At 45.5% G+C, this 17,147-nt stretch carries 15 protein-coding genes; 3 read left to right on the plus strand and 12 right to left on the minus strand.

The window, feature by feature from the left end:
* Positions 1-142: 142 nt before the first annotated feature.
* The 11 genes from dinB to RJ41_RS01355 all read right to left on the minus strand — a co-directional run bounded on the left by dinB (position 143) and on the right by RJ41_RS01355 (position 11,299).
* Positions 143-1,216 carry a DNA polymerase IV gene (gene dinB, locus RJ41_RS01305; RefSeq protein WP_014950790.1) on the minus strand — a complete coding sequence of 358 codons (1,074 nt, stop codon included), beginning with the start codon at positions 1,214-1,216 and terminating at the stop codon, positions 143-145.
* Positions 1,217-1,490: 274 nt separating this feature from the next.
* Positions 1,491-1,724 carry a (Na+)-NQR maturation NqrM gene (gene nqrM / locus RJ41_RS01310; RefSeq protein WP_014950791.1) on the minus strand — a complete coding sequence of 78 codons (234 nt, stop codon included), beginning with the start codon at positions 1,722-1,724 and terminating at the stop codon, positions 1,491-1,493.
* Between the two features lie 9 nt (positions 1,725-1,733).
* Positions 1,734-2,759, minus strand: coding sequence for an FAD:protein FMN transferase (locus RJ41_RS01315; protein WP_039216385.1), 1,026 nt, complete (start codon positions 2,757-2,759; stop codon positions 1,734-1,736).
* A gap of 120 nt (positions 2,760-2,879) precedes the next feature.
* Entirely contained in the window at positions 2,880-4,112 is a 1,233-nt protein-coding gene (gene nqrF / locus RJ41_RS01320) for an NADH:ubiquinone reductase (Na(+)-transporting) subunit F (RefSeq protein ID WP_039216386.1), read from the minus strand.
* Positions 4,113-4,132: 20 nt separating this feature from the next.
* Positions 4,133-4,741 (minus strand): NADH:ubiquinone reductase (Na(+)-transporting) subunit E, encoded by a 609-nt coding sequence (nqrE, locus tag RJ41_RS01325; protein WP_014950794.1) that lies wholly within the window; start codon positions 4,739-4,741, stop codon positions 4,133-4,135.
* A gap of 3 nt (positions 4,742-4,744) precedes the next feature.
* Positions 4,745-5,377 (minus strand): NADH:ubiquinone reductase (Na(+)-transporting) subunit D, encoded by a 633-nt coding sequence (locus RJ41_RS01330; protein WP_014950795.1) that lies wholly within the window; start codon positions 5,375-5,377, stop codon positions 4,745-4,747.
* A 10-nt stretch (positions 5,378-5,387) separates the two neighbouring features.
* Positions 5,388-6,152, minus strand: coding sequence for a Na(+)-translocating NADH-quinone reductase subunit C (locus RJ41_RS01335; RefSeq protein WP_014977464.1), 765 nt, complete (start codon positions 6,150-6,152; stop codon positions 5,388-5,390).
* Positions 6,142-7,344, minus strand: a complete 1,203-nt coding sequence (locus RJ41_RS01340; protein ID WP_039216387.1) for an NADH:ubiquinone reductase (Na(+)-transporting) subunit B — start codon at positions 7,342-7,344, stop codon at positions 6,142-6,144. The genes RJ41_RS01335 and RJ41_RS01340 overlap by 11 nt, the downstream gene beginning before the upstream one ends.
* Before the next feature lie 3 nt (positions 7,345-7,347).
* Positions 7,348-8,688 carry a Na(+)-translocating NADH-quinone reductase subunit A gene (locus RJ41_RS01345; protein WP_039216430.1) on the minus strand — a complete coding sequence of 447 codons (1,341 nt, stop codon included), beginning with the start codon at positions 8,686-8,688 and terminating at the stop codon, positions 7,348-7,350.
* A 512-nt stretch (positions 8,689-9,200) separates the two neighbouring features.
* The gene (gene fabV, locus RJ41_RS01350; protein WP_014950799.1) at positions 9,201-10,379 is read right to left on the minus strand and encodes an enoyl-ACP reductase FabV; all 1,179 of its coding nucleotides are present in this window, start codon (positions 10,377-10,379) and stop codon (positions 9,201-9,203) included.
* A gap of 299 nt (positions 10,380-10,678) precedes the next feature.
* Entirely contained in the window at positions 10,679-11,299 is a 621-nt protein-coding gene (locus RJ41_RS01355) for a BamJ family beta-barrel-assembly machinery protein (RefSeq protein WP_039216388.1), read from the minus strand.
* Positions 11,300-11,532: 233 nt separating this feature from the next.
* On the opposite strand from RJ41_RS01355, the gene ppc reads away from it, so the two are divergent.
* Together ppc and RJ41_RS01365 are read left to right on the plus strand one after the other, a co-directional pair.
* Positions 11,533-14,154 (plus strand): phosphoenolpyruvate carboxylase, encoded by a 2,622-nt coding sequence (ppc, locus tag RJ41_RS01360; RefSeq protein WP_039216389.1) that lies wholly within the window; start codon positions 11,533-11,535, stop codon positions 14,152-14,154.
* A 167-nt stretch (positions 14,155-14,321) separates the two neighbouring features.
* A complete protein-coding gene (locus RJ41_RS01365; protein WP_039216390.1) occupies positions 14,322-15,125 on the plus strand; it encodes a hypothetical protein in 804 nt (267 codons plus the stop codon).
* 319 nt (positions 15,126-15,444) lie between these two features.
* Here RJ41_RS01365 and mdh read toward each other — a convergent pair whose 3' ends face one another.
* Entirely contained in the window at positions 15,445-16,383 is a 939-nt protein-coding gene (mdh, locus tag RJ41_RS01370) for a malate dehydrogenase (RefSeq protein ID WP_014950802.1), read from the minus strand.
* Positions 16,384-16,619: 236 nt separating this feature from the next.
* Here mdh and argR point away from each other — a divergent pair, with 236 nt between their 5' ends.
* Positions 16,620-17,084: a transcriptional regulator ArgR gene (gene argR, locus RJ41_RS01375; RefSeq protein ID WP_025253953.1), complete on the plus strand. Its 465-nt coding sequence runs from the start codon at positions 16,620-16,622 to the stop codon at positions 17,082-17,084.
* Positions 17,085-17,147 lie beyond the last annotated feature (63 nt).

Raw genomic sequence — 17,147 nt, forward strand, 5'->3', positions numbered from 1 at the left:
CTTAGAAACTAAACTCTGTGGGATTGGCCTTTAATCGGGTAATACAAAACTGTCAGTCTATCGCATAGTATCAGTGCGTTAAGTATAACAAGTGGTTAGATTGAGGCTACTCATGTTAGTACTTAACAAGTGAGCTTATTGGCTAAATCGGTTCAAAAGGTAACACCAATTGCTGTGTTGATTGATCGGCAGCAAGACCTATATGAACGCCAACAAGACGAATACCCCGCCCTGTTGCTCGTTCGAAGGCTTCCTGCATTAACGTGCGAAAATACGCTTCATCAAGCGTGGCACAGCGGTGCTCTACCGTAGTTAGTTGGAAGTCGTTAAACTTAAGCTTAACGCCCTGCGTGCGAATACGTACAGGCTTACCCGTTCGCTTCTTGTGATTTTCCATTCGCTCTTGAAGCTTTTCAAATAAATGTGGCAAGAAGTCAATGCACTGCTCGAAGGTGTGGATGTCTTCGCTTAACGTACGCTCCACACCAATAGACTTGCGTTCACGAGATACCGATAGTTCACGTTCATCAATACCGTGAGCTCGCTCCCACAGCACACTGCCAAATTTACCCAGCTCTTTTTGAATGCGCTCAAAAGGGTATTGGCGAACATCGTCGCAGGTATTAAGCCCCATACGCTGAAGCTTTTGCATGGTGACTTTGCCTACGCCCGGTATTTTCTTTAGTGGCATTTCGCGTACAAACTCATCGAGCTTATCAGGAGTAATAACACAAATTCCATCGGGCTTATTTTCATCGCTCGCCACTTTTGCCACAAACTTACAAGGCGCAACACCTGCTGAAGCTGTAAGCCCAAGTTCATTTTTAATGCGTTCACGTATTTCTTCAGCAATTAACGTGGCGCTGCCACCGCAAAATTCACTGTTAGTCACATCTAGGTAGGCTTCATCTAATGATAAAGGCTCAATGAGGTCGGTATAATCAGCAAATATCTTACGTATTTTTTGCGACTCGGCAGCGTACACATCCATGCGCCCTTTTACGAGGGTCAAGTTTGGGCATAGCTTTAAAGCATACGCTGTAGCCATAGCTGAGCGCACACCAAATTTTCGGGCGGGATAGTTACAGGTAGAAATAACCCCTCGACGGTCGGCACTGCCGCCTATCGCAATGGGAATATCGCGCAAGGCTGGGTTGTCGCGCATTTCAACTGCGGCGTAAAAACAATCCATGTCGACGTGGATAATTTTTCGCATTACGTGCCTTTGTTCTTTACGTGCTTACGCAAAACTGTATAAAAAGACAGTATATTATTATTAGTGCCGAATTACACTATTTCGTTGTGATCTCCCAAAAAATTGATGGCTCGGCTAGCTACATTTCAACCAATGTCACAGTGTGAGCGAATTTATCGAAACAACGTCAATAGATCTCAATATTAAAGAACGTAATAGATATGCCCACAAAAAAAGCGCTGTCGATTAGTATCAAACAGCGCTTTTAAACCTTAAACCAACGGTGGGTTAAGCATTACAAAATTTGGTTCTGCTTCCACTCGTTTAGTTTTTTCTGGCGGGCTTCTTCTTTTTCCATTCGTGACTTTTTACGGTCACACGGTTCTGGACAGTCACAGGCTTTTTCTATGCCTAGTGCACCTAAGCCACCACAGCTTCCAGAAATTGATTTTTTCTGAAAAAGGTAGCCTACGGCCATAGCCAGTACCATTGTGAGAAAGAAACCAAAAGCAAGAATGAATGTAGACATTGCTACCCCCTAATTATGAACTGTGACCAGTTTATCAAATTCTGGCGATGCATACTCTTCAAATCCGTCTTCTGTGCGACGAATGAGGAATACAGCGAGTTGTTCTTGCTCAGCAACCGCTATCGCTTGTTCCCATCCCATTACATTGAACGCCGTAGCCAAACCATCTGACGTCATTGAAGAAGGATGAACAACAGTAACCGAAACCAGGTTATGTGAGATAGGTTTGCCCGTTGTGGGGTCGATTAAGTGCGAATAACGAACGCCGTCTTCTTCGTAATAGTTGCGGTAGTCACCCGATGTAGCAACCGCATTTTCCCCTATTGAGACAACTTTTTGAACAGCGCGTTCAGTGGTAACTGGCTTTTCAATGGCAATCAGCCACTCACTGCCGTCGCCGCGTTCCCCTTTCACGCGCATTTCACCGCCTATTTCTACAAGGTAGTTTTCAATGCCATGCTTTTCAAGGATCTCTGCCACTTCATCGACGCCAAAGCCTTTAGCAATAGTCGACAAGTCGACATAAAGCATTGGGTGACTTTTCTTTAATCCTGTAGGCGTGGTTGACAGCTTCTTATAACCCACATATTCGCGAATATCGTCGATGTCTGTCTGGCTTGGTACTTTTTCAGGGCGTTTAGTTGGGCCAAACCCCCACAAATTAACCAATGGGCCAACGGTAACATCAAGTACTCCGCCACTAAGGTTAGCCAAGCGTAATGCCTCATTTACCACGGTTAGGGTATCAGGCGACACAGCAAAGTTGTCGGTATAGCGATATTGATTAAACCTTGATAGTTCTGACGTTGGGTCGTAAGTAGACATCATCTTGTTTACCTCAACAAGACGGGCGTCTATTTCAGCTTGTAAGCCTTCCACCGGCGCTTCTGCTACAAGATATTTTATATTGTAGGTTGTGCCCATTGTTTGCCCTTGAAGGTGCACTACAGGCGTTTTTTCGTCGCTACAGCTTGCGAGAAGTAGAATACCTACCGCAACAAAGGCGAGGAATATTCGAATAGCAAATCGAATCACGATGTTGTCCTTAGCTAATATGCACAAAACGAAACGGGTATTATGTGCATTATGCGTTTTGCTTCAACGAAAAAGGGGCTTACGCCCCTTTTAATATGCTTGAGTTTTTAAGCGAGTAGCTTAGCCACCGAAGTCATCTAGCATGATGTTTTCGTCCTCAACACCTAAATCTTTAAGCATGTTGATTACGGCCGCGTTCATCATAGGTGGTCCACACATGTAGAACTCACAGTCTTCTGGTGCAGGGTGATCTTTCAAGTAGTTCTCAAGAAGTACTTGGTGAATGAACCCTGTGTAACCTTCCCAGTTGTCCTCTGGCTGAGGATCAGAAAGTGCTACGTGCCACTCAAAGTTATCGTTTTCTGCTGCTAGCTCGTCGAAGTCTTCTGTATAGAACATTTCACGAAGTGAACGTGCACCGTACCAGAAGCTCATCTTACGCTTAGACTTAAGGCGACGAAGCTGATCGAAGATGTGTGAACGCATTGGGGCCATACCAGCACCACCACCTACGAATACCATTTCGTTGTCAGTTTCTTTCGCGAAGAATTCACCGAATGGACCAGAGATAGTCGCTTTGTCACCTTCTTTCAGGCTCCAAATATACGATGACATTTTACCCGCAGGTAGGCTTAGGTTATTAGGTGGCGGCGTAGCAATACGCACGTTCAACATAATAATGCCTTCTTCTTCTGGGTAGTTCGCCATTGAGTAAGCACGAATAGTCTCTTCGTCTACTTTAGACTCGATGTCGAAGAAGCCAAAACGCTCCCAGTCACCGCGGTATTCTTCAGGAATATCGAACTCTTTGTACTTAACGTGGTGCGCTGGCGCTTCAATCTGAATGTAGCCACCTGCACGGAAAGGTACGCTTTCACCGTTAGGAATTTTAAGCTTCAGTTCTTTGATGAAGGTTGCTTTGTTATCGTTAGAGATAACTTCACAATCCCACTTCTTAACACCAAATACCGACTCTTCTAGCTCGATTTCCATGTCTTGCTTAATAGCAACCTGACATGAAAGACGGCAGCCTTCGCGTGCTTCACCTTTTGTGATGTGGTCTAGTTCAGTTGGAAGGATTTCACCACCACCTGAGTGTACATCTACACGACACTGGCCACATGAGCCACCGCCACCACACGCAGACGATACGAAGTAACCTGCGTCAGCTAGTGCACCAAGAAGTTTGCCACCCGGTGCAGTTTTGATTGCCTTATCTGGGTCACCATTGATAGTGATAGTAACATCACCACTTGGCACCAATTTAGACTTGGCAAACATGATAATAAATACCAACGCTAGAACGATGGCAATGAACATGCCTACGCCTAGATATATTTCTACATTATTCATTTATATGCTCCCGAGCTCTATTACAGCTGAATACCAGTGAATGACTGGAAGCCAAGTGCCATTAGGCCAGCGATCATGAATACAGAACCAAGACCACGAACACCATCAGGCATGTCAGCATACTTCAGCTTTTCACGCACTGCCGCTAGCAATACAATTGCTAGTGCCCAGCCCATACCACTACCTACGCCGTATACGATACTTTCAGTGAAGTTGTATTCACGCTGTACCGCGAACGCCACACCACCGAAGATTGCACAGTTAACGGTAATTAGCGGAAGGAAGATTCCTAATGCGTTGTAAAGCGCAGGGAAGAACTTGTCTAAGCTCATCTCTAGAATCTGTACCAACGCCGCGATAACACCGATAAACGTTAGGAAGTTAAGGAAGCTTAGGTCAGCTTCTGGGAAACCTGCCCATGCTAGTGCGCCTGGAGCAAGAATGTTTACATAAATAACTTGGTTAACGGGTACAGAGATACCTAGTACCACGATAACTGCAACACCAAGACCCATAGCAGTTTTAACTTTCTTAGATACCGCTAGGAATGTACACATACCCAAGAAAAGTGATAACGCCATGTTCTCAACGAAAATTGAGCGAACAAATAACGACAAATAATGTTCCATGACTTACTCCTTAGGCTCTACTTGCTCTGGACGGATAGTACGGATAAACCAAATCATACCGCCGATTAAGAAGAATGAGCTGAATGGTAGGATTAACAAACCGTTACCCTGATACCAGCCACCGTTTTGAACCAGTGGAAGGATTTCGAAACCTAAAATAGTACCGAAACCAAATAGCTCTTTAATTGTACCAATAACAATTAGAATGAAAGAGTAACCCAAGCCGTTACCAATACCATCAAGGAAGCTCATCAGAGGTGGGCTCTTCATGGCGTAAGCTTCAGCACGACCCATTACGATACAGTTAGTAATAATCAGACCAACGAATACCGACAGCTGCTTCGATATTTCATACGAATACGCTTTCAGAATTTGGTCAACAACGATTACCAACGATGCAATGATGGTCATCTGGATAATAATTCGAACGCTAGATGGGATCTGGTTACGAATTAGTGAAATAAACAAGTTTGAGAACGCTACAACGCTTGTAAGCGCAAGCGACATTACCAATGCTGTTTCCAGCTTAGTAGTAATTGCCAGTGCTGAACAGATACCCAATACCTGTAGGGCGATCGGGTTGTTGTCCAGGATTGGCCCAAAGAGGGCCTTTTTCATTTCTTTAGTATCTGCCATGAGACTTCCCTTATGAACGCCATGCTTGGTTCTTCAGGAACTGGCCGAAGCCTTGCTCGCCTACCCAGTAACGAATAGTGTTTTCAACACCGTTGCTGGTTAGGGTTGCACCTGAAAGCGCATCGATAGTGTGAGGATTGCTAGGGTTAGCATTTTTCACTACGCGAATAGCAACTTCGCCATTTTCGTAAAGCTCTTTGCCGTCCCATTTGTCCTGCCAAGCAGGGTTTTGCACTTCACCACCTAGTCCTGGCGTTTCTTTTTGCTGATAGTAAATAAGCTCGCGAACCGTTTGGCCGTCTGCGTCTACCGCTAAGAAACCGTACATAAGATCCCAAAGGCCGCTGCCGTGCACAGGAAGGATGATACGAGATACATCACCTGCGTCGTCGCGAACTAAGTAAACACTTGCCACGTTAGGGCGGCGTTGAAAACCAACATTGCTGTTAGTTACCTTAGTGCTGTACTCAGTTTCTTTGGCTGCTTTATACATATCGTAATCTGGCTTAGGCGCTTCTACGAAAGTACCTTCGTCAAGATTTACATAACGCTGCTCTACTCGCTCGCTGTACGTGCTTTCAATTGCGCTATTGCTCATGCCCATTTCATAAAGGCCTGCAGCATTAAGAATGTTGCTCTTTTTATCTAGAGCTGCGTTTGTTTGTTGTAGAGAGCGAAGGCCAACAGCCGCGCCAGAAACAACAATTGAACAAACTAAACATACGGCAACAACAATACCTACCGTTTTGCCTAAAGATTCTTTCTTAGCCGACACGTGCTACCCTCCGCTTGATATTGCTTTGTGCGACGAAATAGTCGAACAGTGGCGCCCACAAGTTAGCAAATAGAATTGCTAGCATTACACCTTCAGGGAAGGCTGGGTTTAGGACGCGGATTAGTACCGTCATGAAACCAATGAAGATACCGTAAGCCCACTTACCTTGGTTTGTGAACGACGCAGAAACTGGGTCTGTCGCCATAAAGAACATACCAAAAGCAAGACCACCAACAACAAAGTGCCAATGAGCAGGCATTGCAAACATAGGGTTAGTATCGCTGCCGATTAGGTTTAGCAAAGTTGCGAAGAACGCCACACCAACTGCTACACCAGCAACAATGCGCCAGCTTGCTATACGCATGTACATGATGAACAAGCCACCAAGAATAATAGCAAGGGTGGACACCTCACCCGCTGAACCTGAAATAGTACCGATGAAGCTGTTCATCCACTGATCCATGTTCGCGTAATCAAGGTTGCCAGAAGCCGCTTGGCTTAGAGACGTTGCACCAGAATAGCCATCTGCCGCTACCCATACTTGGTCACCTGAAATTTGTGCAGGATACGCAAAGTAAAGGAATGCACGACCAGACAATGCTGGGTTAAGGAAGTTACGACCTGTACCACCGAATACTTCTTTAGCAATTACAACACCGAAGGTAATACCTAGTGCAACTTGCCATAGAGGAATAGTAGCTGGAAGTGTTAGTGCAAACAGTACCGATGTAACGAAGAAACCTTCGTTAACTTCGTGCTTGCGCACAGACGCGAACAATACTTCCCAGAAACCACCTACCGCGAACGTAACCGCGTAGATTGGCAGCCAGAAACATGCGCCATAGAAGAATAGACCTAGTGTACCCGCATTTGCCAAGTCACCGCCAAGGGCAGCGAATAGGCCTGCTTGCCACGTATCAGGTAGTGTTCCTGCGCCAGCAGCAATAGCTTCTTGCGCTTGGAAACCAATGTTATACATACCAAAGAACATAGCTGGGAATGTTGCCATCCATACCATGATCATGATGCGCTTAAGGTCAATGCTGTCACGCACGTGCGTGTTAGCTTTGTTTACTTTACCTGGGGTGTAGAAAATGGTCGCCGCAGCTTCGTAAAGCGCATACCACTTTTCATGCTTACCACCTGGTTCGAAGTTTGGTTCGATTTTTTCTAAATACGCTTTTAAACCCATGACTTAACCCTCTTTCTCTATCGTGGTCAAACAGTCGCGTAAGATAGGAGCGTAGTTGTATTTGCCAGGGCATACATAAGTACACAATGCCAAATCTTCTTCGTCCAGCTCTAAGCAACCCAACGTCTGAGCACCGTCAGTATCACCAGAAATCAGGTCCCTAAGCAGAAGCGTAGGAATGATATCTAGGGGCATAACGCGTTCGTAATTACCAATTGGAACCATAGAACGTTCAGAACCATTGGTAGTTGTTGTCATATCAAATTTCTTGCTGCCACTTAGGTGACCTAAGTAAGCACGAGTCACTGAGTGCTTATCTGAACCTGGAGTGATCCAGCCAAATAGCTTTTTCTCGCGACCTTCTTTTAGTAGTGAAACTTGGGTGTGGAAACGGCCAAGGAAACCGTGAACGCCCATCGCTGTCGTACCGTTAAGTACAGAACCAGAGATAACACGTACTTCACCGTCTACTTGCTCGTTAGCAGTAAGCTCGGTCAAGTCTGCGCCAATTACAGTGCGCACTAGGCGTGGGTTGGTTGCAGCAGGACCTGCAAGTGAAATAACACGACGGTTATCTAGCTCGCCAGAGGTCAGCAACGCACCAATAGCCATTACGTCTTGGTAGTTGATGTGCCAAACCGTTTTGTTCATGCCAGCAGAATCAAGGAAGTGGATGTGAGTACCCGGTAGGCCCGCAGGGTGAGGACCGCCAAATTCTTCAACATCAACTGCCGCATCGCCAGTAGCAACAGAAGCACCTGCCGCTTTACAAACGTAAGTCTTGCCACCGCTCAATTGCGTTATTGCTTTAAGACCATTTACGAAATCGTCTTGGCGCTCAGCAATAATCACTGCAGGATCTGCTGCTAGTGGATTGGTATCCATTGCTGTAACGAAAATTGAACTTGGAACAGAGTCTAGCTTAGGAGATTTGCTAAATGGACGTGTACGGAACGCTGTCCACATGCCTGACTCTACAAGGATTGACTGAAGCTGCTCGCGTGTTGCGCTCGCGATCTGGTCAGCTGCAATTTTATCAAATGTCACAGCATCGCTGCCGTTCACTTTGATAACTACAGACTGAAGAACACGTTTTGCACCACGGTTAACCTCTACCACTTCACCCGCTGCTGGGGCAGTGAATTTAACGCCAGGATTCTTTTTATCTTCAAAAAGAACCTGACCTTTCTTCACTACATCGCCAACTTGGACGTGCATGGTAGGGCGCATACCCACATATTCTTCTCCCAGAATGGCAACGCGCGTTGCAGCAGATGCATCAGCAATCTCCTGCTTTGGCGCTCCCTCAATTGGGAGGTCGAGACCTTTCTTGATTTTTATCATATGTAATCGCACTACTCTAATAGAAATACCCTTTTGCATGACCGCAGAAAACCTGCCTGTCAGCATGCAAAAGCGCACTATTAACAGGTGTAGAACACCTTTTCGTTGTTGATTGATGGAACTTGCTGCAATTGCTACGGTCAGCCTGTTATGAAGCCGTAACGCATAATTCCTTTTTGCGGACGCTTACTCGCCCTTTCTTTATAGACCACCAGCAGAAATTCACACTTATTATTATTGTTGTGTTGCTGCAATCGCCACTGCCGTTTTGGTAGAGGCAGAAAAGACCCCTACTTAATTTCGGGATTTTAGCATTAACCCATACGTTTGTGCCACGCTATTTCAAGATAAAGGCAAATTTTTCTACAATTTAATGTAAACCTTTGGTCTTATTCATTTACATTTTGCGAATCCATACGCCGTATCAACTTGTAATCAGGTACAAAAAAGCCGTCAAATCAGACGGCTTTTGCGCATATAAGCATTAGGTTAATTAATGGTAAGTTTAGGTTTTACCAATTAACCATTGGGTCAACTTCACTGTCGTAATCAACGCTTGAAATGTCGAAACCGAACAGTTTTAAGAACTCATGGTTGTAACCTTTGTAGTCACTTAAGTCATGAAAGTTCTCTTGTGTCACTTGATCCCAAAGCGCCTTAATTTTTGCCTGTGTTGCATCGTTAGTCTCTTTTCCATCCATGCGATAGCGATTTGCTTCATCTAACGTTGGTGTATTGCCGAACAGGCACTGTGTGAACAAGCCGTGAATCTGCTCAATGCACCCTTCGTGGGTGCCTTCCTCTTTCATCACTTTGTAAATAAGTGAAATATACAGAGGCATTACAGGAATGGCTGAGCTTGCCTGCGTTACTAGTGCTTTCAACGAGCTCACATTGGCTTGCACAAGCAAATCACTGTTTTTACCAATAATGGCTGCGGCAGCGCGATCTAGGTCTTCTTTCGCTTTACCAATCGTCGCCTGACCATAAATAGGCCATGTTAGTTCTTTACCGATATAGGTATATGCGGTAGTTTTACAGCCCTCAGCAAGCACATCGGCTTCACGCAAAAAGTCCATCCAGCGTTCCCAATCTTCACCGCCCATCACTTTGATGGTGTTAAGGATTTCTTCGTCGTTGGCTGGCTCTAGCGATACTTCATGCACTTTGTCTTTATCAGTATCGTAGGTTTTCGTAGTGTACGCCTGCCCTACAGGCTTAAGCGTAGATTTATACGTCACGCCTGTTTCTGGGTCGGTTCTACGCGGGGATGCAAGGCTATAAATAACCAAATCAACCTTGCCCATTTCAGCTTTGATTTTTTCGATGGTTTCATTTTTGATTTCATCAGAAAACGCATCGCCATTAATAGTTTCTGCATACAAGCCTTTTGCTTTGGCTTTTTCGTGGAATGCAGCGGTGTTGTACCAACCGGCAGTACCCGTTTTGCGTTCCGTTGGTGCTTTTTCAAAACACACACCCAGCGTTTTAGCGCCATAGCCGAACGCAGAAGTAATGCGTGATGCTAAGCCGTATCCCGTTGAGCTACCAATTACCAAAACATTTTTTGGGCCTTCGCCTAAGTCGCCTTTTGCTTCTACATAAGCAATTTGTTCGTCAACCGCCGTTGCACAGCCAACAGGGTGCGCGTTTGTACAAATGAAGCCTCTCACTTTAGGCTTGATAACCATAATAATTTTCCTTATTTGAGCGTGGGGCTATTGTAATGCCGAAGCCACTGATAACAACTCGGAGCAGATGAAACCTAGCATATCGCAAACGCAAGGCGACACCAATGAAACAACGTGCCAAATTTAGTTTTACTATGTATTTACGAGAAAAGAGAGAGAAGAAAACAGATAGGAGAAAGAAACATTAGGCCATATCGCTAAATTTAACGAAGTGCGGGCTAGTTTTTAAAACGTTATGAACTATGAATAAGAAAAGATGGAACACAGGTGTACAGAACTGCACACCTGTGAACAACACATTAACCTAGAACGTCTAGAAGCTCTACGTCAAAGATAAGCGTGCTGTATGGTGCAATAGCTGCGCCCGCACCTTGCTCACCGTAAGCAAGATCATGTGGCACGTATAAACGGTACTTAGCACCTACTTTCATAAGTTGAAGTGCTTCAGTCCAACCTTTAATAACGCCGCCTACTGGGAATTCAGCTGGCTGGCCGCGCTCGTAAGAGCTGTCAAAAGTGGTACCGTTGATAAGTGTACCGTGGTAGTGAACACGTACAGTGCTAGCCGCAACTGGCGTTTCACCGTCACCTTCAGTGATAACTTCGTACTGAAGACCAGATTCAGTAACGGTTACTTCGTCACGCTTCGCATTTTCTTCAAGGTACTTTGTGCCTTCTTCAATAACCGCTTTGCTCGCTTCTTCTTTAGCCGCTTGCATACGCTTGTGAATTTCGCCAAACGCATCACGTAGTGTGTCGTTATCAACCTGAGGCGCTTGACCTGCGAAGGCGTCTTTTAGGCCAGCTACAACAGCGTCAATCGCTAGTCCGTCAAACGGATTTGATTGTAATTGTTGACCCATTTGAAAACCAATGCCGTAACTTGCTTGGGTTTCTACTGTATTGAATGTATCAGTCACAAGAACTCCTGAAATTAAATTACAAATGCAGTACAAATTTCAAACAAAACGCATGTCGCGAGAATGTTTCTGCATTTTCCGGTGCAAGAGTGTATCACACCACAAAATATCTTGCTTTGAGCAATGTTAACTGGGGTGCAAAAGTATCAAAATGTTGTAAATTATAACCGAAAGTGGTTAGACAAGTCGCAAAGGACACAGTATGGTTAAGGCCATATATTTAGGAGGATAGCATGCAAACACACTACGATGCTGAACTGAAAGATACCGTTCGATACCTAGGTAAGACCCTTGGTGAAACAATCAAAAATCAATTGGGTCAAGAGTGGCTAGACCGTATTGAAAAGATTCGTAAAGGCGGCCGAGCTTCTTATCAGGGCGACGCTACCTGTAGCGAAGAACTGAAAGAAACTTTCAAAACAATGTCTGACAGCGATTTGCTTACTGTTGGCCGTGCATTCGCACAATTCTTGAATTTGGGCAACATTGCTGAGCAAGAATACAATGCGGCAATGAATGTTGATGCATCGATAGATGCACTGTTCAAACACCTAGATAAAGCTGAATTAACAGCTGAAAAAGTGCAGGATGCGGTTGCAAAACTGAACATCGATCTTGTACTGACCGCGCACCCTACTGAAGTTACGCGCCGTACACTTATCCACAAACATAAAGAATTGGCGAACTGCCTTCAGGCCATTCACCAAGAATCGCTTAATGACGTTGAGCGTAAAAAAATTGAAACCCGCATTGCCGACCTTATTGCACAGGCTTGGCACACTGAAGAAATTCGTTCTGTACGCCCTACACCTGTTGATGAGGCGCGCTGGGGCTTCTCGGTTATTGAAAACTCATTGTGGGAAGCGGTACCTGATTTCATGCGCGAGCTTGACGGCCGTTTAAATGAAGATTATGAGGTTTCACTGCCGCTAGATGCTTCTCCTGTTCAATTTAGTTCTTGGATGGGCGGCGACAGAGACGGTAACCCATTTGTAACGTCAAAAGTGACTGAGCAAGTACTCTTACTTGCCAGAAAGCGTGCAGCCAAACTTTTCGCTATTGATCTTGATCGCTTACAAGTTGAGCTTTCAATGTACGACTGCAACGACGCGTTACGCGAAAAAGTCGGCGACGCCAACGAGCCATACCGCGCCCTTCTTCGTCCACTCGTTGACAAGTTCATCGCAACCCGCGATGGCATTAGCGACTACTTAGCAGGTAAGAACCCAGATACTTCAAACTGGATAGAAAGCGACGATGAGCTAATCGAGCCGTTAATGCTTTGCTACCAGTCATTGTTAGACTGCGGTATGCAGGTCGTGGCAAACGGACTGTTACTAGACACTATTCGCCGTGCTCGAGTATTCGGTATTCACCTTCTGCGCCTTGATGTACGTCAGGACTCTGAGCGTCACGCAGACGTCTTTAGCGAACTCACTCGCTATCTTGGTCTTGGTGATTATGCTCAGTGGAGCGAAGCCGACAAGCAAGCTTTCTTATTACGCGAGCTTGGCTCAAAACGCCCGCTTTTCCCTGCGCAATGGGACGCGTCTGACGACGTGAAAGAAGTGCTTGATACCTGTAAAGTAATTGCGAAGCACAGCAAGCACGGCTTTGGTATTTATATCATCTCTATGGCCAGTGAGCCGTCAGATGTCATGGCCGTACAGCTTCTACTTCAAGAAAGTGGTGTAGATTGGCCTATGCCAGTGGCACCATTGTTCGAAACGCTAGACGATTTGAACAACTCACCTGACGTAATGCGTAAATTGTTGTCTATCGACTGGTATCGCGGTTACGTGAAGGGCCGTCAATTCGTTATGATCGGTTACTCTGATTCAGCGAAAGACGCTGGTGCATTGGCTGCTGGCTGGGCACAGTATCAGTCGCAAGAAGCATTGGTTGCCATTGCTGATGAGTTTGACGTAAGCCTGACCCTATTCCACGGACGTGGCGGTACAATTGGCCGCGGTGGATTGCCAGCACACGCGGCTATTTACTCACAACCTCCTGGCTCACTAGAAGGCGGTTTCCGCGTAACAGAACAAGGCGAAACTATTCGCTATAAATTCGGTATGCCTAAGCTGGCTAAACGCAGCTTGGGTATTTACGCTAGCGCTATAATTGAAGCCATGTTATTCCCGCCTCCGGCACCAAAAGAAGAGTGGCGAGAGCTTATAACTGCAATGGCAGCCCAAGGTCGCGACAACTACCGTGCAACCGTGCGTCACGATAAAGAATTCGTACCTTACTTCCGTGTAGCAACGCCAGAGCAAGAATTAGGCAAACTCCCACTAGGTAGCCGACCTGCGAAGCGTAAGCCTCAAGGCGGTATTGAGAGCCTACGTGCGATTCCATGGATATTTGCTTGGGCACAAACCCGTTTGGTACTGCCAAGCTGGCTAGGCGTTATGCGTGCTATTGATAGCGTGAAGACCCCTGAGAATGAGAAAGTCGTTAACGAGATGTTCAGCGAATGGCCATTCTACCGTTCACGTCTTTCTATGCTAGACATGGTGTTCCATAAAGCTGACCCACGTATTAGCGAAGCTTATGACGAGCGCTTGGTACCAAAAGAGCTTAAACACTTTGGTGAAGCATTACGTAGCGAGCTTAAAGAAAGCATCTCGTCACTCTTGGCTATCACAGGCGATGACGACATTATGAAGAACGACCCGCAGGGTAAAGAGTCGATGGAGATCCGTGCAGGATACCTTCAGCCACTTCATTACCTGCAAATTGAGCTTCTAGATCGTATCCGTAAAGCCGGTGACGATGCACAGAACACCAGCCTAGAACGCGCCATGATGGTAACCATTGCAGGTATTGCAATTGGGATGCGTAACACAGGTTAACTCGCTAAATTTATGAAAAATAAAAGCCCGCTGCGGGGTACGTAGCGGGCTTTTTTGTGCTTATACCAGTCCGAATTTAGTACAGAAGTTTTAATTTCACTAGTTAGTAATACCAAATACGCATATTATTAATCACGCGGCTTCTATCATATTTTAAAGGAATAAAAATGCGTATATCTCTACTGTTATTATTCGTTGCGCTGTTCTCGATCAATAGCCACTCCATCGCCGGTACACTGGAACTACCTACTGGATTATGGGAAGGCATTAGTGAAGATGATATGACTTTCCGTCTACTTCAAATAAATGAAAGTGGCGAACACCACTTTTATGAAGTAGCTATCGCTGGGGGCTTAAAAAGAGTTCGCCGCACTCCATTCACTAATGACGACATTAGTTGTGTAGAGAATAGATGCACTATTAAAACAGTCATTGAAGGCGACGTGACGCGCGCAATCACTGTGTCGCCTTATCTGGATACAGGTCTCAATGTACTGGAGTCGAGCTATAGAGGTGAAGAGCATTATATTTCTGAAACGTATCAACTTATAAGGCAAGACGCAAAATCAACACCACGTAAGTTTGTCGAAAACCGTAAACAGATAATACTTGATGCAGAACAGCGTGATACTCCCCCTCCCTTTGGTACATGGATTGGTGTGATGCACTATTTAGAAAGGCCAGAGCTTGCATTGCTAGAATTAAACGAAAACGAACCTGGTTCTCTTCGCGTTTACAGAAAAGGGGAAAAGGCGTTTAGTGAACTACAATCACTATTTTCTGCCGACGAGATAAGTATAGATGAGCGAATCATCGAGATTGATGGGTCACATACAACGTTCGCATCGAAGATAATCCTGTTCGTTGAAACTGACTACAGAATTTCTGGATACACCTATGCAGTTCACAAGGGCTATCCAATGGCGCTAAGTAAAATAACACTGCACCGAATAGAGCCATCTCAGCCGTAGTAACAGACTGCTCTTTTCTAAAAAACTTAAGTGATTAGGCTATTAGGGCGCTCGGAGTTGACGGGGCTTTGATAAGTAGGCTCTCCTGTGCCAAGGATGCCGTGGCAAAGCCTACAAAGACGCAACAAAAAAGGCTGGATACGTAAGGTCGTAACAGACTGCTCTTTTCAAAAAACTTAAGTGATTAGGCTATTGGGGCGTTTGGAGTTGGCGGGGCTTTGATAAGTAGGCTCTCCACCGCATGGATGCGGTGGCGAAGCCTACAGGGAAGTATTCACGGCGTGCCTACGTTCAAAGGCCCGCCAATGACACTCACCGATTAGCCGTTTACGAAGTCTACGCCTAGCTTGATGTCGCCACGTAGGCCTTCAAGCATGTCGTTTTTCGCTTTTTCTTCGAATGCGCTTAGCTCGCCGTATGGCAAGATTTCTTCAACACCGTTTGCGCCAAGACGTACAGGGTGTGCAAAGAATGCTGCGTCGTCGCTGTCGTCAGTTTGTACATAAGTGTACTCAACAACGTTCTCGCCTTGCATTGCTGCAACAAGAGATAGACAGAAACGTGCCGCTGCTTGACCCATTGATAGGGTTGCAGAACCGCCGCCCGCTTTAGCTTCAACCACTTCAGTACCCGCGTTTTGGATACGAGTAGTTAGGCTAGCAACTTCTTCGTCTGTGAACTCTACGCCTTCAACTTGTGAAAGTAGAGGAAGGATAGTTGTACCAGAGTGACCGCCGATTACCGGTACGTGCACAGAAGATACGTCTACACCTTTAAGTTCAGCAACAAAGGTTTCAGCACGGATAACGTCTAGTGTCGTTACACCGAAAAGCTTGTTCTTGTCGTAAACGCCTTTTGCTTTTAGCGTTTCAGCTGCAATAGCAACAGTAGTGTTAACTGGGTTAGTGATGATACCAACACACGCGTTCGGGCAGTTATCAGCTACACCTTCGATTAGGTTTTTAACAATGCCGGCGTTGATGTTGAACAGATCAGAACGATCCATACCTGGCTTACGAGGCATACCCGCTGGAATTAGAACAACGTCTGCTCCAGTTAGTGCATCAGCTAGGTCATCTTTACCGTGACCGGTTACTTTTACCGCAGTGGGGATGTGGCTCAAATCAACGGCAACACCAGGAACAACTGGCGCTACGTCGTAAAGCGCTAAATCTGAACCTGCTGGCAATTGTGTTTTCAACAACAAAGACAGCGCCTGACCAATACCACCGGCAGCACCTAACACGGCTACTTTCATACCATTTCTCCTATGGGATTACTTCACGTATTTAAACGGAACGTCACACTAATGCAACGCGGGGGAAAACTCAATCACCGGATCGTCTTATTAACGTTATTTATGGCGATTTTATCTCGATATTCATTATCATGAATGATTATGCAAAGAAATTGCGCAAAGTCTACCTGTACGGCACAATATACGCATACTAAATATAATTCCTAACGATAATCCTTAAAAAGAAAAGAGCGCTAATGGCAAACGCAAAACAAGAGCAACTCATCAAAGCTTTTAAAGAAATTCTTAAAGCAGAAAGTTATGGTTCGCAAGGCGAGATTGTTGATGCTTTAAAAGCACAAGGTTTCGACAACATCAGCCAATCTAAAATCTCTAGAATGCTAAGCAAATTCGGCGCGGTACGCACGCGAAATGCCCGAGGTGATATGGTGTATTGCTTGCCTCCAGAGCTAGGTATGCCTACGGCTAAAAGCCCTCTTAAACAGCTGGTACTGGATATCGTTCACAACAATGTAATGGTAATCATAAGAACCAGCCCTGGTGCTGCGCAGCTTATTGCGCGCTTGCTTGACTCATTGAGTAAAAAGGACGGGGTTTTGGGCACCATTGCAGGTGACGACACTATTTTCATCGCGCCAGCGGATGTAACAAGAATTGAAGAGCTAAGGCAACGCGTTGAAGATTTATTCGAAAATGTCTAGGTAGTTCGTCAAGAACTCGGTAACCGAAAACAAGAAACCGCATACATGATGCGGTTTCCAACT

Source organism: Alteromonas marina (assembly GCF_000808575.1).
GTDB classification, from domain to species: domain Bacteria; phylum Pseudomonadota; class Gammaproteobacteria; order Enterobacterales; family Alteromonadaceae; genus Alteromonas; species Alteromonas marina_A.

Bases quoted from the DNA above. Each gene is read 5' to 3' on its own strand.
- dinB (WP_014950790.1), bottom strand. From the start codon at position 1,216: ATGCGAAAAATTATCCACGTCGACATGGATTGTTTTTACGCCGCAGTT.
- nqrM (WP_014950791.1), bottom strand. From the start codon at position 1,724: ATGTCTACATTCATTCTTGCTTTTGGTTTCTTTCTCACAATGGTACTG.
- nqrF (WP_039216386.1), bottom strand. From the start codon at position 4,112: ATGAATAATGTAGAAATATATCTAGGCGTAGGCATGTTCATTGCCATC.
- nqrE (WP_014950794.1), bottom strand. From the start codon at position 4,741: ATGGAACATTATTTGTCGTTATTTGTTCGCTCAATTTTCGTTGAGAAC.
- RJ41_RS01330 (WP_014950795.1), bottom strand. From the start codon at position 5,377: ATGGCAGATACTAAAGAAATGAAAAAGGCCCTCTTTGGGCCAATCCTG.
- RJ41_RS01340 (WP_039216387.1), bottom strand. From the start codon at position 7,344: ATGGGTTTAAAAGCGTATTTAGAAAAAATCGAACCAAACTTCGAACCA.
- RJ41_RS01345 (WP_039216430.1), bottom strand. From the start codon at position 8,688: ATGATAAAAATCAAGAAAGGTCTCGACCTCCCAATTGAGGGAGCGCCA.
- fabV (WP_014950799.1), bottom strand. From the start codon at position 10,379: ATGGTTATCAAGCCTAAAGTGAGAGGCTTCATTTGTACAAACGCGCAC.
- ppc (WP_039216389.1), top strand. From the start codon at position 11,533: ATGCAAACACACTACGATGCTGAACTGAAAGATACCGTTCGATACCTA.
- RJ41_RS01365 (WP_039216390.1), top strand. From the start codon at position 14,322: ATGCGTATATCTCTACTGTTATTATTCGTTGCGCTGTTCTCGATCAAT.
- mdh (WP_014950802.1), bottom strand. From the start codon at position 16,383: ATGAAAGTAGCCGTGTTAGGTGCTGCCGGTGGTATTGGTCAGGCGCTG.
- argR (WP_025253953.1), top strand. From the start codon at position 16,620: ATGGCAAACGCAAAACAAGAGCAACTCATCAAAGCTTTTAAAGAAATT.